Source organism: Nodosilinea sp. FACHB-141 (assembly GCF_014696135.1).
In the GTDB taxonomy this organism is placed as follows: Bacteria; Cyanobacteriota; Cyanobacteriia; order Phormidesmidales; family Phormidesmidaceae; genus Nodosilinea.
Map to the genome: position 1 here is coordinate 168,862 of NZ_JACJPP010000011.1, position 19,910 is coordinate 188,771.

Annotated in this window: 13 protein-coding genes and 1 pseudogene; 5 read left to right on the forward strand and 9 right to left on the reverse strand. The window is 55.3% G+C overall.

The window, feature by feature from the left end; genetic code table 11:
- Positions 1–232 precede the first annotated feature (232 nt).
- From H6F59_RS27570 to cheB, 6 genes and pseudogenes are all read right to left on the reverse strand, one after another.
- Positions 233–499: pseudogene (locus tag H6F59_RS27570) on the reverse strand (Hpt domain-containing protein); the annotation flags it as partial.
- A 90-nt stretch (positions 500–589) separates the two neighbouring features.
- The gene (locus tag H6F59_RS09405) at positions 590–1,960 is read right to left on the reverse strand and encodes a methyl-accepting chemotaxis protein (RefSeq protein ID WP_242021364.1); all 1,371 of its coding nucleotides are present in this window, start codon (positions 1,958–1,960) and stop codon (positions 590–592) included.
- A gap of 171 nt (positions 1,961–2,131) precedes the next feature.
- The gene (locus H6F59_RS09410; protein WP_190698126.1) at positions 2,132–3,142 is read right to left on the reverse strand and encodes a chemotaxis protein CheW; all 1,011 of its coding nucleotides are present in this window, start codon (positions 3,140–3,142) and stop codon (positions 2,132–2,134) included.
- A 355-nt stretch (positions 3,143–3,497) separates the two neighbouring features.
- Positions 3,498–5,024 carry a protein-glutamate O-methyltransferase CheR gene (locus H6F59_RS09415; RefSeq protein ID WP_190698129.1) on the reverse strand — a complete coding sequence of 509 codons (1,527 nt, stop codon included), beginning with the start codon at positions 5,022–5,024 and terminating at the stop codon, positions 3,498–3,500.
- A 2-nt stretch (positions 5,025–5,026) separates the two neighbouring features.
- On the reverse strand, positions 5,027–5,866 hold the full coding sequence (locus H6F59_RS09420; RefSeq protein ID WP_190522865.1) for a pentapeptide repeat-containing protein: 840 nt from the start codon (positions 5,864–5,866) through the stop codon (positions 5,027–5,029).
- 377 nt (positions 5,867–6,243) lie between these two features.
- A complete protein-coding gene (gene cheB / locus H6F59_RS09425; protein ID WP_190698132.1) occupies positions 6,244–7,308 on the reverse strand; it encodes a chemotaxis-specific protein-glutamate methyltransferase CheB in 1,065 nt (354 codons plus the stop codon).
- Positions 7,309–8,188: 880 nt separating this feature from the next.
- Here cheB and H6F59_RS09430 point away from each other — a divergent pair.
- The 4 genes from H6F59_RS09430 (at position 8,189) to H6F59_RS09445 (ending at position 15,059) form a co-directional block, all read left to right on the forward strand.
- On the forward strand, positions 8,189–11,656 hold the full coding sequence (locus H6F59_RS09430; protein WP_190698135.1) for a PAS domain-containing protein: 3,468 nt from the start codon (positions 8,189–8,191) through the stop codon (positions 11,654–11,656).
- A 33-nt stretch (positions 11,657–11,689) separates the two neighbouring features.
- A complete protein-coding gene (locus H6F59_RS27575; RefSeq protein WP_190698139.1) occupies positions 11,690–12,337 on the forward strand; it encodes a cold shock and DUF1294 domain-containing protein in 648 nt (215 codons plus the stop codon).
- Positions 12,338–12,394: 57 nt separating this feature from the next.
- Positions 12,395–12,955, forward strand: coding sequence for a hypothetical protein (locus tag H6F59_RS09440; RefSeq protein ID WP_190698141.1), 561 nt, complete (start codon positions 12,395–12,397; stop codon positions 12,953–12,955).
- Between the two features lie 286 nt (positions 12,956–13,241).
- A complete protein-coding gene (locus H6F59_RS09445) occupies positions 13,242–15,059 on the forward strand; it encodes an ABC transporter ATP-binding protein (protein WP_190698144.1) in 1,818 nt (605 codons plus the stop codon).
- A gap of 97 nt (positions 15,060–15,156) precedes the next feature.
- Here the strand turns inward: H6F59_RS09445 and H6F59_RS09450 are convergent, their stop codons facing one another.
- Both H6F59_RS09450 and H6F59_RS09455 read right to left on the reverse strand, forming a co-directional pair.
- Entirely contained in the window at positions 15,157–15,633 is a 477-nt protein-coding gene (locus tag H6F59_RS09450; protein ID WP_190698147.1) for a MerR family transcriptional regulator, read from the reverse strand.
- Positions 15,634–15,857: 224 nt separating this feature from the next.
- Entirely contained in the window at positions 15,858–16,115 is a 258-nt protein-coding gene (locus tag H6F59_RS09455; protein ID WP_190698150.1) for a MoaD/ThiS family protein, read from the reverse strand.
- Here H6F59_RS09455 and H6F59_RS09460 point away from each other — a divergent pair.
- The gene (locus H6F59_RS09460; RefSeq protein ID WP_190698153.1) at positions 16,096–17,262 is read left to right on the forward strand and encodes a DUF4349 domain-containing protein; all 1,167 of its coding nucleotides are present in this window, start codon (positions 16,096–16,098) and stop codon (positions 17,260–17,262) included. The two genes, H6F59_RS09455 and H6F59_RS09460, sit on opposite strands and share 20 nt — an antisense overlap.
- A gap of 83 nt (positions 17,263–17,345) precedes the next feature.
- Here the strand turns inward: H6F59_RS09460 and pheT are convergent, their stop codons facing one another.
- Positions 17,346–19,784, reverse strand: a complete 2,439-nt coding sequence (gene pheT, locus H6F59_RS09465) for a phenylalanine--tRNA ligase subunit beta (RefSeq protein ID WP_190698156.1) — start codon at positions 19,782–19,784, stop codon at positions 17,346–17,348.
- Positions 19,785–19,910 lie beyond the last annotated feature (126 nt).

Here is a 19,910-nt window from a genome sequence, read left to right on the forward strand (position 1 = left end):
TAGGGCCGAGACCATTGGTGTCTACTGGGGCGATCGCGCGATCGAAAATAGCATCGTCTACCTCTAGGGCCATGACCGGAGCAGGCGGCGCGGCTTCTGCCCCCATCAGCCTAGCCAGCACATAAAACACCTCTACCTCAGCGGTTTCGCCTGTCACCGCAGCGTGAACGAGCTGACGCATAGCTGCTACACCGTAGGCGAGGCAGTCAAACAGATCCGCGCAGAGGGCTTGCTCTCCGCGGCCGATGGACCCCAAAACATGCTCAATCTGGTGGGCGACCTTGCCCAAATCGGTGGCCCCGAGCATGTTGCCGTCGCCCTTGAGGGAATGGGCCTCGCGCATGAGTGCTTCGAGGATGGCCGAGTCGTCGGGGTGCTTTTCGAGGTGGAGCAGCCCGTCGTCGAGGGCCTGCAAGCGTTCCTCACTGGCGGTCTTAAAAATGTCGCGGAGTTCGGTGTCGTCAATCATCATGGCAGGCGCTTCCCTCCGATAGGGCATGGGTTGTAAGGGCAGGCGAGTGGGTCTAACCCGTAGAGATGTCTTCTCCTCAGCCTTCGGTGTTTAAGCTGTTAGGAAGGGGAAAGCAGCTTAAATAGCCACCTTGAGCTGGAGGGCACTCTCGTTGAGCTGATGGGTGCCAACCTTAATTTGGGTAATGCCGTGGGCGGTTTCTTGGGCTCCGGTGTTGAGGCTGTTCATGGCGCTCACCACCTGCTGAATGGCAACCGCCTGCTGCTTCACGTTGAGAGAAATCTGCTGGCTGTTGAGCACCACGTTGTTAACCGCCTCGGCTACCCCGGCAAAAGCATCGGCGGTTTCCTCAGCAATTCTGACCCCCTCTTCGACGGTTTTGGTGCCCTCGTCGGTGACCATCACCGTTGAGTTGATGGCGGTCTGAATGTCGGCCACCAGGGCGTTAATCTTTTCGGCCGATTTTTTACTTTGATCGGCTAGCTTGCGAATTTCGCCAGAGACGACCGCAAAACCCTTGCCGTGCTCGCCGGCGCGCACCGCTTCGACGGCGGCGTTAAGGGCCAGCATGTTGGTTTGGTTAGCCAAATCGCTGACTAGGCTAGAAATGCCGCCAATTTGGTTGGTTTGCTCGCTCAGACGGAGAATTTGATCGGCGATCGCGTCCACTTTTTCTCTGAGGTCGCCCATGCCGTCAAGGCTACGTTCAACGGCACGGGTACCACCTTCGGCTAAGGCTAGGACCTGTTGAGCACCGGCGGCGGCGGCTTCAGCTTGCTCTGCCGACTGCCGTGACGAAGCCCCTAGCTCATCCATAGTGGTGCTGGTTTCGCTTACCGAAGCGGCCTGTTGGCTGCTGCTGCGCTCCTGCTGCTCAATGCTGGTGGCAATTTCGCTGGCTGAGCTAACAATGTTGCCTGCCGCCTGGTCCATAATGCGTGAGGCTTTGATAATTACCAAGGTGCCAATCAGAGCCGACAGCAGTAATGAGAGAGTGGCCGCTATCAGCAGCGTAAGTTGCAGCCGCCATAGGGCGGCCGCTTGGATCGTTTCTTGTCTAGCGACAATCTCACCTTCAAGGTCTTCCATATCGGTCAACAAGCTGCCGATCTCGCCGGTTAGAGCGCGCCCGTTGCTTTCTCGCCAAATTTGCACACCTGCTGCGGTCTGATTTTGGTTGACCAGATCGATCATGCCTTGATGGAGAGTAATAAACTGATTGATTAGAGTTGTAAGCTGAGCTAGGTTTTGCCGCTGTTCTTCATTGGTGATTTGAGCATCTAGCTCACTGACCACAGTCATGTAGTCTGATTTAGCTTCATTGAAGTCTAATAGAGAGGTTGGGTGTCTCTGAAGTAAATAGCCACGGGTGGCACGGGCCATAATCTGAAGGTTGAGGTTGACATGGTCAACCTTTTCGTGAGTTTCCCAAGCGCTTCTGAGTTCCCCAGAGATAGTCATAAGCTGGCGCACATTAGCCGCTGCCATGCCCGCAGACACTACAAGTGCGAGTACTGGTACAGAGTAGCCTAGTACAATCCAGTGGCGTAGTTTCCAGGACTTGCGTTTGTTCATGGTGTCTCTCTGCAGAAGGGATGAAGAAAAAAAGCTAAAGGGATTAACTTTAGGGTTTAGGTCTAAGGAATCTTTCATGGTTAGCTAGTTTGAATGATCGACAACAAGATCGCCTGCGGTCAGCAATTTGGGCAGATCTAGAAGGGTTAACATAGAGTCGCCATGCTGAGCAAATCCTTTGAGGTAGGGGTTATTGCTGGAGTGGACGGCGGTGGGCGTTGCTGCTATCTCTGAAGCGTGCAAATAAATCACATCGAAAACATCGTCAATGACAACCCCTGCTACTAGGGAACCTAGTCGCATAACCACTGCTGTTTTGGGCTGGAGAGGAGCTGCCGGAGTCAAGTTTAGAAAGTGGCGTACATCCACTAAAGTTAAAATTTCGCCGCGCAGATTTATGTTTCCAACAATGTGCGCTGGGCAACAGGGAATGGAAGTAATCTGAGGCACTTCAGCAAATTCGTGCACGCTCTCTAACCCCAGAGCAAAGCGTTCGCCTTCTAAACCAATGACTGCCACCGCTGACAAATCTGACGTGCTTTCGTCGGCAATTAGCTGGGTTAATCCAGCGGCTCGGGCTTGGAGCACCTGTCGCTCGGCAGGGCTAAACTGCGCCATGAAGCGGTTGGTTTGGACCTCTGCAACCGAGGACGGGGCTGCACTGTGGGAGCCTTGCCCGAGGGCCACTGGGTCTATTAAGACAATGACGGTGTCTCTCTGGCGGGCGAACCCAACAGTCAGTGGGTGTTCGCCACAGCCAAAATAGGAAGTTTCTAGGGCCGCAGTGATGCTGCTAGGGGCGATCGCCTCTACGTTTTGAATTTGGTCTACGACTAAGCCGAGCTGTCGACTGCCGCACTGCACCACGATAACGGCTTGGCTAAGGGCGTTGGCCTGCTGGGGATAACCTAGGCACACCCTAAGGTTGATGACCGGCAGTAACTGACCGCGCAGGTTCAGCACGCCAGCAACTTCTGGCCCCGATTCAGGTACCGAGATCAGAGCAGGCAGCAAAAACATTTCCTGTACGGCCTCAGCCGCTAGCCCGTAGTGGGCACCGTCTAGGGTGAACAAGAGGTAGGATGTCGGGGTCATCACGGGTTGCCCCCAAGGGGAATAAAGCACGGCAAGGTAGAACGCAGATCCCTCCAGCCGACTCGATGAAGTCTGGGTTCGAAAGAAATCAATGCTTCGGGCTTAGCATTCCCCCATGGAATGAGTTATCCGCAATTCAGAGAAAATGTCTGGGCTCTAGCCATCGCCAGAACGATTAGGACATTTCACATACTCTTGCGTGATGGCTATATACCGTTGTGCTGCACCAGTTTTAGCTAGTGAAAGTCAGTATCCTATCGCAACGGCGATCGCTATATTTTTAGCGCGCTGCTCATGGCGCAACCATTGCGCCATTCTACAAAAACTGTGATTTTGCTCTGTGGTGGAGACGAGATCAATCTTGAGATGATTGGCGATCGCCGCCCGCAACCTGCTGCTTAAGATGCGCTTGCCATTGGGCAACGGTGGCATCGCTATGGTCGTCTAATACAGTGTTGGGAGGCAGCTTTGCTAATAGAGTGAGAGCATGCTCACGGGTTGTTTTAGCTTTCTCAGGCTGCCTGGTGCGATCGTAAATGCTAGCTAGGTCGAGATAGGCTTTAACGAAGTCAGGGTCTAGGTAAATAATTTTGCGCAGATGCTCTTTGGCAGCTTCTAAATTGTTCTCATCTTCGGCAATTTGGGCCAGCAGATAGTGCATGTCGAGGCTGAGGGGATCGTCACAGATTACTCGCTGACAGAGTTGTTTGGCTTGGCTGTAGCAGCCAGTATTGGCATAGGCCCGAGCGGCAATCTGACGCGCGGCGGTGCAGTCCGGATGGGCAAGGTAAAGCTGTTTAGCGGCTCGAATGGCACTGGTGTAATCGTCTTGCTGGAGAAACGCAGCCGCCTCTTGCAGGGCTGCTGCCAAGCCGTCATCCAGACTGGGGGGTGCGGTTTTGGGGGTAAGACGAGCTGGCTGTGAACTGGCTAAACTCTGCCATGGAGCAGCTGCGTCAATCGCAGCTGCTTGGGGTAAGGCCGCTTGAGGTGGTTTTTGATAGACCACTGTCTCAGGAAAGCTAGTGACCAGAAACGGGCTGGTGTTTTGGCCGTAGAGTTCGGTATGGCCGGTGAGCAAATACCCCTGGGGAACTAGGGCGCTGTGAAACCTTTGAATAATTTGACCAATTGCCTGGCGATCGAGATAAATGAATACGTTACGGCACAAAATCAGGTCTAAGTCACCTGGCCCGTGCCCCCGACTAGGGCAAGGGTCTTTGAGCAGATTGCCGACCTGAAAGACCACATGCTGCTGGAGGCGATCGCAGATTTTGTAGGCCTGGCGATCGGCCTGAAAATACTTCTGCTGTATAGCTGCGGGTGTTTGCCGAAAGGACCAGCTACTGTAAAGCCCTTGGCGGGCGCTGTGGACAGCGGCGGCGCTGATGTCGGTGCCAATCAGCTGCGCATCCCACTGGTGCCACGGAAAGTTGAGCTGGTCGAGGGCGATTGCGATCGAGTATAGCTCTTCTCCAGTGGAGCAGCCGGCGCTCCAAATGCGCAGGCTGGGTTTGGAGCTCAAGGGGGCCGCGGCCTGCTTGCGCTGAATAATTTCGGGAAGGAGGCGATCGCTCAGCAATCTGAGCTGGTTGCTGTCTCGGAAGAAATAGCTCTCATTGATAGTCAAAATCGAGTACAGCTCTTGCCATTCAGACCGCTGCTGGGGCGGGCTAGGTTGAGCCTTAAAACTATTTAGGGCAAGGGAACCTTGGTCTAAAGCTTTGAGATAGTCATGGTAGGCGGCTAAGGTCGTCAGCCCCAACGCTTTAGCCCGCAGCCAAACTTTGTCTGACAGGATCTGAAAATCTTGGGGGCGAATACACAGGCCAGAATGGTCGGCGATGAGATCGCTGATGCGCTTTAGGATCAGATCGTCCATGGCTAGTTGAGGGCGCTAGAGTCAATGGTGATGGCATCTCTGTCATGGCCCGGATGGGTCAAAATCAGTTGACCTAGATTGACGCGCCATAGGTTGGTCTTTTTGAAGTTGGCCCCCGCCAGCTGGGCATAGTCGAGGCAAGCCTCAGAGAGGTTGGCCCGAAATAGGTTGGCATTTTCTAATGAGGCATTGCTCAGATCAGCTAGCCGCAGTACCGCTTCGCGCAGATCAGCTTCGGTTAGGTCGGCACCGCTGAGCACCGCTCTAAACAGGTTGGTGCCCACACAGCTGGCCCGCCTGAGATTGGCTTTGGCCATATTGGCTCCCATCATGCTGGCGCAGTTCAAATTGGCTTGACACAGGTTGGCGTTGCACAGGTTGGAGTAATAAAAAGTGGTTCTGACCAGGTTGGCCGATTGCAGAATGGCCTCCCGCATATCGACTTCGTAAAAGTTAGACTCGCCCAGGTCAGCATCGTTGAGCAGCGTCTCTTGCATATCTGCTTTGTAAAAGTGTGAGTGGCGCAGATTGGCGTTACTCAGATTAGCGGTGTAAAGGTTGGTTTTATAAAAGTCGACCATGCTGAGGTTTGCCCGCCTCAAATCGGCCATGCATAGATCACAGCGGTAGAGGGTAGACGACTCAAAGTTGGCCCGAGTGAACACACTTTCTCTTAGGTTGGCTTCGTAAAAATTGGCGTGGCGGAAGTCGATACCAGGCAGATGCAATTTGCCTAAATCTGCTCCTTGAAAGTCTGGTCTAATACTGGGATTGTGAAGCCGCCAAGCATTCCAGCTCTCCACCCCTTTGTTGAGAATGTCTAAGTGTTCCGCATTTGCCATAGATAGGTGCTCCCTAAGTTACGCATGGAGGCCGCTTGACTAAAGGACCCTGCGCCAGGTGACGATGCTGAAAGAGGCGTTAACTAAGGGGGTGATGTGTTGGCGGCTAAACCCAGTGCGGCCAAAGGTCCGCTAGGTAAATTTTTGCCAAACCAAAAATGCCTCAGCCCTAGGGCTAAGCAGTAGATTTTTGACGAACTCTGTAGCTAGCCGATAACGGTGCCACAGCCGCCTACCCCAGTCCCAATTTTCCCTAGGGAGAGCGCTGGTTAACGCTTGTTCATATAGTTGGGTAATTTCCTCAGTCGCAGTCGACGCGATCGCATTAATAAAAGCCAAAAAAACGGCAATAAAGTATCCAAGAATACTTTTAGGAGCTAATTAAGGCCGCTCACAAAAACTTGGCTGAGCAAAAAGGGAGCGATCGCGCTCAGGGGCAGCACCTGCTGGGCAGCCCCTAAGGCGATCGCCTCCTTGGGCATGCCAAATACCACACAGCTCGTCTCGTCTTGGGCAATGGTGAGCCCCCCCACCTGAAACAGGGTCTGGAGCCCATCGGCCCCGTCGCGACCCATGCCCGTGAGCAGCACGCCCACAGCCGACCGGCCGTAGTAGGCCGCCACAGATTGAAACATTACCGTTACCGAGGGGCAGTGCCCGGCCACTGGCTCACCTTGAGAGAGCTGTATGCGTCCACCCACGTCGATTTCTAAATGATGGCGTTCAGGGGGAAAATAGACTACACCAGGCTGTGGCACAGTGCCCGCTGTGGCAATGGTGACCTTTAGGGCGCAGCTGTTGTCGAGCCAGTCGACTAACCCCTGCAAAAACCCATTGCTGATGTGCTGTACGCACACAATCGGCACCGGAAAGGTTTTGGGCAACTGCTGCATGATCGCCAGCAGAGCTTGGGGGCCGCCCGTAGATGCGCCTAAAGCCAACAGCCGGGGGCGTCTCGCTAGCGAGGTGGTAGAGAGGGGCAACCCTGATGGAACGATTGGAGCTGGGCTGCGCCGCCGGTGAGTAAACACCGACACCCCCGCTAGCACTCGAATTTTTGCCAACAGCTCAGTCTTTGTCTTTTCATATTCGGAGGCCAAGCCTGTGCGGGGCTTGGGAAAGATGTCCAGCGCCCCTGCTTCTAAAATGCGAAAAACGGTTTGGGTATCTTCTTTCTGCACCGAGGCGCTGATCACCAAAATAGGGCAGGGGCAGCGGGCCATCACCTCTTCAGTAAGCTCTAGCCCGTTCATTTTGGGCATGTGCAAATCGGTGCAGATCAGGGTTGGCTTCACCGTTGCTATCATGTCCAGAGCTTCTTGGCCATTGTGGGCTACACCCACGACCTCCATGTCGGGTGCCTCCCGCAAAATGCGCTGCAAAAGAACTAAGGCAACGGGTGAGTCGTCTACCAGCAAGAGGCGAATTGGGCCAGAGGGCATCTAGGTCTCTCTCGGAATCGTGGGCGGCTGGGTTCAGCGTAATCTATGGTGGCACCGCCGGGCGCTGTTGCTGAGCAGAGACAGCGGGCCTAAATATACAGTCTTAGGCTGGGCAAGAACGCAGGGACAGACGGTCAATACGCAGAATCAAGTAAGTTGACCAGTGCGGTCTACGAGGGGTAGAGCGCTAGGCTGACCCTGTCTGTTTCAAATTGTTCTCGTCCCTGGGCTTGGGCGGTGCCGCAATTTTGCAATTGATGCCAAAGCAGTGGGGAGGCACTTTGCCTCAGTAGACTGAGCGGTTGAACCTACAGTGATTTGACAGCTTACTGATACTTAAATTTTCCCGCATAGCGACTGTGGCTACCGCCCAGTTGCACAACTACGCAATGGCAGCTAGCCCTAAGGAAATGGCCAGCTGCTTAGGAAGCGGCTTGTATAAATAAATACTCGGAATAGAGGTTAAAGCCTGTGCTTAACACTTTGTCAGAGGTGTCATTCCCCAGGGTAAAGCTCTAAAATGAATCTGGGCAAATTGCCCTAGCACACCCTATCTTTGGGTCGTTTTCCCTGCCGGTGCTCTAAAAAGCAATTCTTAAAAATTAGGTAGTTCACTTGAGCTCTGTAGTAGTCTGTAAGCCTGACGAGACAAAGGTGACGAGCTTTGGCTAATGTTTGGTGGGAAAGCATTTTGTCGCCGGGTTTAATGGTAGGCCACAGCGCAACGGGGCCAAACATTTGGTTTTCAACGTGATTAATTATTGATAGGCGTGTGCAGTAAAGAATGGCATTATCTAGCGAGCTGGCCTTTTTAAGAAACGGAGGAGAGACCGGATCTCTAATTCGAGCTTTTAATTGGTCAGATACGTCTTTAGGGCCTATGGAAACTTGGCCCCAGAGCTTGCGAATTGCGCTGCAAATTCTGCTTTCGTCCCGGTTTCCCATGCAAATTTTGTGGGGGCTAGACTATATTCAATTCTACAACGATGCCTATATTCCCATTGCTGGGAATAAGCATCCTGTCGGTATTGGTCAGCGGGCAGAGGAGTGTTGGCAGGAAGTATGGGATTTCTCGGGGGTGCTGCTGGCACAGGTCAGGGCTACGGGAGAGGCCACCTGGTCTGAGGATCTGCCGATGACTCTTAATCGAAACGGTCAGGCCGAAGAGGGGTATTTTACGTTTTCTTACACGCCCATTTGGGATGAGCCAGACCAGGTGGCAGGTATTTTTATTGCCGTCAATGAAACCACTCAAAAAATTCTGGGAGAGCGGCGCGAACGGGCGTTGCGGGCCACCGCTCAAACTGCTGCTGAAAATTTAGAAAATGTTCTAACTAGCATCAGCGACGAGTTCATGATGTTGGACTCAAACTGGTGCTTTACCTACGTGAACGATCGCGCCGTAGCTGCCTTGCAAAGGCCTCGCCATGAGCTGCTGGGGCAGCCAATTTGGGAGGTAATTTCGGAGGCGATCGCCGCTCCCTTTCATGAGCAGTTACACCGGGCCGTTGAGACCCAAATCGCCACCAGTTTTGAGCTGTTTTCTGCCACTGAGGGGCGCTGGCTTGAAAACCGGGTGTATCCCTTTAGCAAGGGTGTGTCGCTGCTGCGGGTTGACATCACGGAGCGCAAAAATCTGGAGCAGGCTCTGCAAACCTCCCAAGAAGAGCTCAATAACCTGCTCAACACCGCCCCAGCCTCGATCGCCCGCTGCCGCTTCTTTGCCGATCGCACCTACATCCTTGACTACCGCTCGGTGGGCTGTGAGGCGCTGACCGGCTATACCCTGGCCGAGATTACCCCCGAGCTCTGGATGGCTCGCACCTTTGCGGAGGATCAGGCTGTGATCTCCGGTCCGATGTTTGATGCGGTATTTGAGCAACGGCCGATTACGGTCGAGTATCGCTTTCGCCACAAGGACGGCTCGACTCGGTGGATTGCCGACAGCCTGACCTCTCGCCGCGATCAGGCTCAAGACTGCTGGATTGTGACCCTGGTGGGTGTTGACATCACCGCCCGCAAGCAGGCTGAAGATGCTCTCCGCTACAGTGAAGCCCACCTGGCCATGGCCCAGCGGTTAGCCCAGTTTGGCAGTTGGGAGTTTTACCCAGAGAGCCAGCAGAGCGTTTGGTCGGAGGCGATGTTTGACCAGTTTGGCTATGACCCGGCCCAAACGGAGCCTAATTATGGCGAGCTCATGCAGCGCATTCACTCCGACGATCGCCGCATGGTGCAGCAGTTGATGGAACGGGCGATCGCCGATCACCATTCCTCTGCCTTTGATCTACGGGTGGTCTTGCCCGACGGCTCGGTTCGCTACCTGCATTCTCGCTGCGAGCCGGTGCTCGATGCTCAAAACCAGGTGGTCAAACTCATAGGCACCTGTTTAGACATTACCGATCGCAAGCAGATCGAGGTGGTCTTGCAGGACAGCCAATCGCGACTACAGCTGGCCCTGCAGGGAGCGAACTGCGGCACCTGGGACTATGACTTGATCAGCCAAGACTTGGTCTGGTCCGATCGCTGCAAAGCGATTTTTGGCCTCGCCCCCGATATTGATATGAGCTTCGAGGTGTTCGCCCAGACCATTCACCCGGAGGATCGCGATCGCGTGCAGCAGGCGGTGGTAGAGGCGATCGCCCACCGCCAAGACTACGACGTGGAAATGCGTACCCTGTGGCCCGACGGCACCGTGCATTGGGTGCGCTCCATTGGGCGCGTGTATGACAATGAGCAGGGTCAGCCCTACCGCATGGCCGGCGTTGCGCTGGATGTCTCTTCCCTCAAGCAGACCGAAATTGCCCTGCGGGAGAGCGAAGAACGCTACCGCGTCTTGGCGGAGGCCATGCCTCAAATGGTTTGGATGGCCGATCGCACCGGCGTTCAGTACTGGAACCAGCGCTGGTATGACTACACCGGCCTTTCAAAAGACGCCGCTGTTGGCCTCGGCGGCACTAAAATTGTGCATCCCGATGAGCAGGCACGCGCTCTAGAGCTGTGGCAACAAGCCTTAGACCAGGGCATTGGCTTTGACATTGAGCAGCGCATTCGCCGCCATGACGGTGTTTATCGCTGGTTTATCAATCGCGGCCTGCCGGTGCCAGACAGCAGCGGCACAGTCACCCGCTGGGTTGGCACCATCACCGACGTGGATGACCAAAAGCAGCTAGAAACCCAGCGCGCCCGGCTGCTAGAGCAGGAGCGCGTCGCCCGAGAAGCCGCCGAGACCGCCAACCGCCTCAAAGACGAATTTTTAGCGGTGCTCTCCCACGAGCTGAGGTCGCCCCTCAACCCGATTTTGGGCTGGGCTCGGCTGCTGCGCATGGGCCAACTCAGCGAGAGCAAAGTTGATTACGCCCTAGAAACCATCGAGCGCAACGCGAAACTTCAGGCGCAGCTGATCGACGACCTCCTTGACGTGTCGCGGATTTTGCGCGGCAAGCTGGTGCTCAACAGCCTGCCCGTTTCGCTAGTCACAGTTGTTCAAGAGGCCTTAGAAACTGTGCGCTCTTTGGGCAAGGCTAAGGAGGTGCAGTTTGATACCGAGCTTGACGGTGCGCCACTCAAAGTCTTGGGAGACCCTAACCGGCTCAAGCAAGTCGTTTGGAATTTGCTGTCAAATGCCGTCAAGTTTGCGCCCCAGGGTGGGCGCATCGCCGTGCGCCTAGCCTATGACGACAGCTGGGCGCAAATTCAGGTCAGCGATACTGGCAAAGGCATTGCCTCTGAGTTTTTGCCCCACGTGTTTGATCGCTTCAGACAGGCCGATAGCACTACGACCCGAGATTTTGGTGGCCTGGGGCTGGGGTTGGCGATCGCCCACCAGATTGTTGATCTGCACCACGGCACGATTGAAGCCGAAAGCCTCGGCGAAAATCAGGGAGCCACCTTTACGGTTCGGTTCCCGCTCATGTTTGACGCGGTAGAAATCCTAGCGGAGTTGCCTCCACCCTTGGCCCAGGGCAGCTTGCAAAATATTCACGTTTTGATTGTTGAAGATGACGCCGACAACCGCGATTTAATCACTACGACGCTTCAGCAGTTTGGTGCTAGGGTAACGGCTCTACCCTCGGCCGCCGCTGCGATTACGGCCCTCTCCCAAGTAAAACCCGATATTTTAGTTAGCGACATTGGTATGCCCGGGATGGACGGCTACATGCTCATGGAGCAAGTTCGAGCATTAACCCATAACCAGCCCATTCCTGCCATTGCTCTGACCTCCTATACCAGCGTCGTCGACCAGCAAAAAGTGTTGGCCGCTGGTTTTCAAAAGCATTTGCCAAAACCGATGGAGTCGACCCAGCTAGTGGAGGCGATCGCAGCCCTGGTGCACCGCCGCTCGGTGTAGCCGAAGGAACAGTACTGAAGTTAGAATTCACCTATGAAATCTGACCTTCGCAGCGGCAAACTCACAAAATGGAACGATGATCGTGGGTTTGGCTTTATTCAACCGGCTGACGGAGGTAAAGACGTTTTTCTCCACGTGTCTGAGCTGAAAAACGCAACCCGTCGCCCTCGGGAAAATGACACGATTTATTACTACTGTCTAGTTAACCCAGACGGCAAAACCCGCGCTGTTGGAGCTTTTATTGCTGGTGCTAGGCAGCGATCGGAGTCTTCACTAAATGCTTCAAGGGGCACCCGCAAACCCGGCGAAAAATCTTACTCCCGCTTGCCGATCGCTGAGCTACTGTTGCTGTTGGCGTTTCCTTTGGCGGGTGCAGCTCACTTTACCTGGCTGACAGGCAACCCGCTGCCGCTGGTGCTCTACCCTCTAATGAGCGTCATCACCTATTTTGTTTATGCCGACGATAAGAAGCGGGCTAAGCAAAAAGTGTGGCGAACCTCTGAACAAACCCTGCATTTCTGCGAGTTGATTGGTGGTTGGCCCGGTGGGTTTGTGGCTCAGCAAGTATTGCGCCATAAGAGCCAGAAACAGTCTTACCAAACTGAGTTTTGGGCGATCGTTGTAATTCACTACATGGCTTGGATAGCCTGGCTAGTTCTAGGCAGAATGCTCGTAGGCTAACTGGCAAAATTTTCGTGTAATAGCAGTTTTGAAACACATGCATAGGCATGAGCCACTATGTCTGTCATGACTCCCATCTTTGCAGCTTGCCAAAGGTTTGATTCCCAACGGGGTGATGCGTGGACTCGTTATGTTAAATGGTCTGGCTATGCGCACCTGAGCGAAGTTGTGTCGATGGACACGATACTTTGCCCATCGCTAATCGATGCCCTGATCGATGAGGACTGGAATTTTAATGTTCATGCCGATAACCGAGTTCACTACTTTCGTGATTACGAATATCTCAAACGTCGCATTGCCTATGATGGTGCGCAGCACAATCTGTTGGCATTAATTGAAGCTCCCGATCGCCAGGTATCTGAATCTGATCTTTGGCCTAGTACCTTTAGCTTTTGTGGCTACGATATTTTAGATTCAAACAACTCAATTAGCCTCCTGCTAAACTGCGGAGCCTTTCCGTCAATTTTTGGACCTGAGGATGTTAACCGATTTGGCCTGCTCGACCATTTTGCCCGTGCGGTAGAGATTGCCTATAGCCTGCGTCAGCTGTTTCCCGACGATTTTCACTGCAACGATTGTCGGATATGGGCGATCGCCCGGTATACAAATGCTACATAGCTGTTTTGGTTTGGTTAAGTGTAGGCATTGGTAGATGAACCTCGAGATGACATGCCTGATCCAGAAAAACTTGCTTTCTTTTACATTACGGCTAAAGCCACGCCGCCTATTTCGCTATTGGAACGACACCGATGGTTTCAGGAAAGTATTCTTTTGGGGCAGCGTTGACCCCACACGGCAACTCTGCTAACCCTACGACTTCCCTGACAAAACACCTTGCGGAATCCAAGAACCTGTGTTGTAGTATCTATACTACAACATATTCGACCGCAGGACGGTTACCGTCATGGCCTCCCTTTCGCATGTTCTCCGATACTACAGTCGCTACCGCTGGGCCGCGATTTGGAGTATCACCGCTAGCAGCCTGTTTCAGGTGGCGGATTTGGCAGTGCCCTACAGCATTGGCCAGTTGCTCAACGTTCTCTCAGACCAGCCCATTGACCCCCTAAGCCAGGGTATGGTCGACCGAGTGGCGGCTACAGTGGGCTACCCAGCGGGGCCAGGATTGGCGATTGCCCTCTTCCTAGCCATTATCTTTTTAGTCACTGTAGTACGTGCCCCTATTCAGCCCTGGGTGGCTGACTGGTTTCACTGGGATATTGCCCTGCGCACCCGGCGCGACCATACCTACTCGGTGATTCGCAAGCTGCTGACCCTGCCCCTGGGCTTCTACGACCTGCACAACCCCGGCCGCATCTCGGGCCGGGTGGCGCGGGGTCTGTCTAACCACACCTGGACCTACCCCGAAATCGCTGGGCAGCTAATTCCTAAGCTGGTGCGCATTGCCGGCATTTTTGTCATTATTTGGTGGATTGACTGGCGCATCGCGCTGATTTTTCTGATGTCCTTTATCGGTATTCTCAGCTTTAGCCTGAAGGATCTGATTCGCCTGAACAAAAAGGAGCAGGCCCTCGACACCTATATGGAGAACACCGAAAGCCGCACCTCGGAGATCATCACCAACATCAAAACGGTGAAGGCTTTTGCGGCGGAGAGTGACGAGCTGCGGCGGCAGAGTCAGCGATTGCAGCGCGAGTTCGCTGTGGTGATTCGTGTTATTCACAAAGGCTACGTCGTTCTGGGCACTTGGCAGGATCTCATCATTCAAAGTTGCGTGTTTGGGCTGCTGGTGATGACCTTGCTGGCCACCCTGCAGGGTCACATCTCGCTGGGGCACTTTGTCACCACCCTGACGGTGTCAAGCATGGCCTACTCGGAGCTAGAGCCGATTAGTGACATGGGCGAGGTCTTGGCCCGCCGCTACGCCTCAATGCTGCACTTCCACGAGTTTATGGAAGAGCCTCTGGGCACCGACGCGGTGAATCTGACCGACGCCCCCGAGAGCCTGCCCACCTACCAGTTCACCGGCAAGGTGCATTTTGACCAGGTGAGCTTTGGCTACGACGCTGAAAGACCCGTGCTGCAAGCCATCGATCTGCTGATTGAGCCTTACCAAACGGTGGCTCTGGTGGGGCGATCGGGTTCGGGGAAATCGACTTTAGTGAAGCTGCTGTTTCGCTACTTCGACCCCCACAGCGGCCGCATTTTGATCGACGGCGAAGACATTCGCCAGCTGGATGTGACGGGGTATCGGAAGCGGCTGGCGATCGTGCACCAGGAAGTGGATGTGTTCAACGGCACTCTGCTCGACAACCTGAGGTATGGCAACCCCACCGCTACTATGGAACAGGTGAACGAAGCCTGCCGCATCGCTCGGGTTGACGAGTTCATTCACCGTCTGCCCAAGGGATACTACACCGTGGTGGGCGAGCGGGGCGTGCGACTCTCGGGCGGACAGCGGCAGCGACTGGGCATTGCCCGCGCCTTGCTGGTTAACCCCGATGTGCTGGTGTTTGACGAAGCCACCTCCAGCCTCGACTACGAATCGGAGCGCTCAATTCAGCTGGCGATGCGATCGATTCTCGGAACGCGCACCACGATCATCATTGCCCACCGTCTAAGTACGGTACGGGAGGCTGACAAGATCGTGGTTCTGGAGGAAGGCCGCATTGCCGAAGTCGGCAACCACGAAGAGCTGCTGGCCCATGGCGGCATTTACCACCGCCTACACGTGCTGCAAGAAACCGGCGAAATGGTGTCCTAAGGGCTAGTAATTGCCTACAAGGTAGATGTCTAAGATCAAACCTATCAAAAAGCCTCTGGATGCTGAGTTCAGAGGCTTTTTTAGGATTGGACTTTGTCTATCGAGAGCGTGCCTTTTGTCTAAAGTGCTCAATATCTACCACCTTAGACATGGTTGTCTTAGCCAGTGCATCGGCACAACTTAAGTCTGGTCCGTTGAGAGGAGCCAGCACAAACTGCCCCATAGGGCAGCAGCTATGACCCACTAGATGAACAACTTGCGGTGTGGTTGTGCCCGATCGCACCCAGCTGACCCCATGGTTGCCAATCACCAAGTGCTTGTCGCGCAGGGTGCGGCCCACGCCGCGGTCATCAAAGTACTGTAGAATCTTGCGGATAGTCTGAAACGACAAGTGCTGGCGCAGCCGACTAATAGCGCGAATTTCAAGAATCTGCTCCCAGGAGTAGAACACCTCCAGTCGGGAAGAACCTCCGGACCGTTGGGGTACGATGATTCCTAGTTTTTCGAGATAGGCGAGTCGACTAGGGCTGCTGCGGGCTAAGACAACGGCATGGCGGCGAGGGAACCAGTCCATAGCGGGCGCTCCTACGTAAACGCTAGATATGGGGTCAACAAGATCAACTCTACGCTATAGGTATAGAAATATCTGGAGCGCGATGAGCATTTCTAGAACTTGTGCAATCTTTTAAACACGAAAAAATGGGGATCGCCTATCCTGCCTTGGATGCGGCAACCCTAACGTTTTTTGAAGTTTCTTTGGCAAAGCAGAAAAGTTGCGATAGTTCGCTTGTGCTAGCCTTAGCCGCCGCTCACGGGAGGGATCAACACCACCTCGTCGCCGTCTTTTAGAGGAGTATCGTCGGCTACAAATTGAAGGTTGAGACCCAGGCGGGTACGATCGCGCCAAGCCTCTAACTTGGGATGCTCGGCTAGAACGCGATCGCGCACTGCTCCCACCGTGGCCCCCTCTGAAAACTGCCACTGGACCTCGGGCTGGCCGTAGGCCTCCTGATAAATGGCAAAGAGCTTGACAGTGATGCTGATGGGTTCTGGCACTGGGGTGCGATTCTCCTTTAAAAAGGCCGCGCCAACGCTCCTCTGCGGCAACTGTGCGATCCTATCAAGAATTCCGGTGCGATCGCCCTCGCTCGCTCTACCGGTTTCAGTATTGGTAACTCGGGCAATTGCCGCGATCGCTCAGGCCATAGTAGAGCCATCCGAGTTTGGCTTAGGCGACCCGATGACCCGTTCTGCATTCCTCCGTGTCCATCGTGCTCAGTTTTTAGCGATCGCCCTAGGGGCTGCCTTGGTAGGCGGCTGTGCTGGCGTACCCGATATAGCAAGCCAGCAAGAAGCCATGGCTCCTGAATCCGGTGCAGTGTCGAGCGATGCTGCGCCGACTGCCAATCAGGCGATCGCCCCAGCAGATGCTGTGGCCTCTGATCGGGCCAAGGTTAGCGAAGTTATCGAGCCGGCCCCTAGCGACATTGGGCAGCCTGCACCTCAGCTGGTCAAACAGTCCAGCCTGGTGCTGGTGCTAACTGATATTGACGCTGCCGTAGATCAGGTGCAAACCATCCTTCAAAGGTCTCAAGGGGATGTGCTAAGTCTGCAAGATAACCGCTCGCCTGAGGGAACAGCTCGGCAGGTGACTTTGACTCTACGAGTGCCCCAGGCCCAGTTAGATCCGGTGCTGAACGCTCTCCGTCCTCTGGGAACTGTGCAGCAGCAGTCGCTGACGGCGGAGGATGTGTCGAGCCAGCTAGTCGATCTCGATGCCCGGCTGAAGAATTTGCGTCAGTCTGAAGCCGCTCTGCTGAAAATTATGGAGCGATCGGGCGAAATTTCCCACGTGCTAGAAGTAGCGCGGGAGCTCAGCACCGTGCGCGAGTCGATCGAGCGTATGGCAGCTCAGCAGCAAAACCTCAAACGGCAAGTGGCCTTTTCACAAATTTACCTAACCTTGGAAAGCCCGGTAACTCAAGTAACCCCGCTGCGCCCAGTGGGTGAAACCCTCGACAACACCTGGGAATCGGCAACTCAATCGGTGAAAGCGTTTACCGTCAGCGGGCTAAAGCTAGCGCTCTGGCTGCTGGCCTTTAGCCCCTATTGGGTGCTGCTGGCAGCAGTGGGCTACGGTGGCTATCGGCTGTGGCACCATCACACCGCACAGCCCGAACCGGCTGAGGCAGACAATGGTTAAGGTCATGCCCTAGTTAGAGCTAACCCCACGTTCCCTAAGCGGAGCCGTTGGGAACACGGGGCGGTGGCATGTCGCTGCTGTAGTTAGCTGCGCAGCGTTACGCCAAACTGCTTCTCCAAGGTGGCGCGCACTTTTTGGTGCACAGGGTCTACCGTTTCATCGGTGAGGGTTTGGTCGGGGGAGCGGTAGACCAGACGAAAGGCCAGGCTGCGTTGCCCCTGGGGGACGCTTTCGCCTCGGTATTCGTCAAATAGGGCGACCGACTCCAGCAGTTTGCCCCCGGCTTTGGTCATGGTTGTCGTCAAGTCAGCGACGGTAACCTCGAGCGGAGCGTAGAAAGCCAGGTCGCGATCGCTGGCCGGAAACGTCGAGTATGCGGCAAACTTCACCGACCTTTGCAGCACTGGCACCAGGCAGGTCTCCAGCGCTGACCAGTTGAGCTGAAACACATACACCTCGGCGGGTAGCTCCCGCTGCTGGCGCAGCTGGGGATGGAGCTGACCAAAACGGCCTAGCTCTAACCGCCCCCGCACCCACAGCGATGCGGTTCGACCGGGGTGAAAGCGCGGGTCGGTGCTGTCGGCGCGGTAGTCAACCGTCAGGCCCAAGCGGCTAAAGACACCGTCGAGAATGCCTTTGGCCTCGTACCAGGTAAGGGGGCGATCTTGACCGCTGGTAACCCACTGACTCGATCGCCCATCACCGCCGACAATGCCGCCCAAGGCCTCAGCCTCATGAATGCCTGTTTCATCCTGCCAAAAAATATGGCCAATCTCAAAGCCATTGAGGGGGCCGTTTCCTTGGTTGAGGTTAAATTCGTAGGCATCGATCAGCCCGTCTACCAGATCCTGGCGCAGGGCAGAATATTCAGGGAAAAGCGGGTTGGCGAGGGTGACCTGGCGATCGCTAACCGGCTTAGTCAGCGAGTAGTGCAGCAACTCCGTCAGCCCAGCCGCCCGAAACGTCTCCCGCAGCTTGCGGCGCAGGGCTGCCTCCACCGACAAAAAGCCGCCGATCGCCTTTTGGGGCAGGGTGTCGGCAAAGTGGTTGTAGCCGTAGAGACGGGCCACTTCTTCAATCAAGTCCACCTCGCGCTCCAGATCGCGGTAGCGATAGGGGGGTACGGTTACGGCCCACACGCCCGTATCATCTGTTGGAGTTACCTGGCAGCCCAAGGTTTCTAGCAGCTTTTGAATGGTCTCAGGCGGCAGGTCTTGGGGCTGGTCACCCAGATTGATCACTTTGCCCAGTAGTTGGGCTACCCGGCTCAGCCGCAGGGTAATCACCCGCTCGGGAATGGCCGTCCCAAGGACAGTGGTGCCGGTGGTCTGGGCAACGACGGTGGCCCCAGCTAGCTCTTGTAGGAGTTGCAGGGCGCGATCGCAGGCCAGCCCCAGCTCTGCCGGGTTCACACCGCGCTCGTAGCGGGCCGAAGCCTCGGTACGCAACCCTTGGCTGCGGGCCGACTTGCGAATCGCCGCCGCGTCAAAAAAGGCGGCCTCTAGCATGATCGCCTGGGTGCCGTCGTGGACCTCAGTGGCTTCACCGCCCATCACCCCCGCCAGGGCCACAGGTTGGTCGTTGGCCGTAATCAATAGAGTCTCGGGCTGAAGCTGACGCTTTTGGCTATCTAGGGTCACTAGGGTTTCGCCGGGCTGAGCGTAGCGAACGCCGAGGTTGAGGGCGTCCCCAGTGGTTAGCAGGCGATCGCGGTCAAAGGCGTGTAGCGGCTGGCCCCACTCCAGCAGCACGTAGTTAGTTACATCCACAACATTATTAATGGGGCGAGTGCCTGCCGCCACCAGCCGCTGCTGCAACCACTGGGGCGAAGGGCCAAGGGCAATGTTCTCCAACACCGTGCCGATGTAGATTGGGCAGGCCTTCTCATCCGGGAGGGCGATCTCCGGAGCCGTGGTGCTTTTCGGTATTGCGGGCGCTTGGGTGATCGGCAGGTGCAGCTCGGCCCCCGTAATTGCCGCCACTTCGCGGGCAATGCCCACCATGCTGAGGGCATCGGCCCGATTAGCTGTCGAAGTGACATCGAGAATTACATCGTCTAGGCCGAGCAGGGGGCGCACATCTTGCCCCAGCTCTAGGCTGTCAGCCGCAAAAATATGGATGCCCTCAGAATCCTTCGCCAACCCCAATTCTGCTAGGGAGCAGATCATGCCCGCTGAGGGCACGCCGCGCAGCTTGCGGGGCTTGATGGTCAAATCTACGACCGGCAAATAGGTGTCAACGGTAGCCACCGCCACATAGATGTCGGCTCGCACGTTGGCAGCCCCGCACACTATAGTTGAACTATCGGCTTGGCCAATGTCGACCACGCATACGCTGAGCTTGTCGGCATCGGGGTGCGGGGTGCGCTCTACCACTCGGCCAACCACCACGCCATCGGCCCAAGTGCGTCTATCTTCAATGTCTTCGACCTCAAACCCGGCCATGGTTAGGGCATCGGCTAGCTCTTCGGCAGAAAGCTGGACATTGACGTATTCATTGAGCCAGTTCAGAGATATGCGCATGGTGGGGCTGTCTTGACCGTTAGAAAATCTAGAATGCTGTGGTTTATTGCCCAAACATTCTACCCCGTGGGCATTGCATCTACCCAAGGGCGCCAGCTCTCTACTGCACACCTGATTCACTATTGA

Coding starts and splice junctions, on each gene's coding strand:
- H6F59_RS09405 (WP_242021364.1), bottom strand. CDS start 1,960: ATGGCAGCGGCTAATGTGCGCCAGCTTATGACTATCTCTGGGGAACTC.
- H6F59_RS09410 (WP_190698126.1), bottom strand. CDS start 3,142: ATGACCCCGACATCCTACCTCTTGTTCACCCTAGACGGTGCCCACTAC.
- H6F59_RS09415 (WP_190698129.1), bottom strand. CDS start 5,024: ATGGACGATCTGATCCTAAAGCGCATCAGCGATCTCATCGCCGACCAT.
- H6F59_RS09420 (WP_190522865.1), bottom strand. CDS start 5,866: ATGGCAAATGCGGAACACTTAGACATTCTCAACAAAGGGGTGGAGAGC.
- cheB (WP_190698132.1), bottom strand. CDS start 7,308: ATGCCCTCTGGCCCAATTCGCCTCTTGCTGGTAGACGACTCACCCGTT.
- H6F59_RS09430 (WP_190698135.1), top strand. CDS start 8,189: ATGGAAACTTGGCCCCAGAGCTTGCGAATTGCGCTGCAAATTCTGCTT.
- H6F59_RS27575 (WP_190698139.1), top strand. CDS start 11,690: ATGAAATCTGACCTTCGCAGCGGCAAACTCACAAAATGGAACGATGAT.
- H6F59_RS09440 (WP_190698141.1), top strand. CDS start 12,395: ATGTCTGTCATGACTCCCATCTTTGCAGCTTGCCAAAGGTTTGATTCC.
- H6F59_RS09445 (WP_190698144.1), top strand. CDS start 13,242: ATGGCCTCCCTTTCGCATGTTCTCCGATACTACAGTCGCTACCGCTGG.
- H6F59_RS09450 (WP_190698147.1), bottom strand. CDS start 15,633: ATGGACTGGTTCCCTCGCCGCCATGCCGTTGTCTTAGCCCGCAGCAGC.
- H6F59_RS09460 (WP_190698153.1), top strand. CDS start 16,096: ATGCTGATGGGTTCTGGCACTGGGGTGCGATTCTCCTTTAAAAAGGCC.
- pheT (WP_190698156.1), bottom strand. CDS start 19,784: ATGCGCATATCTCTGAACTGGCTCAATGAATACGTCAATGTCCAGCTT.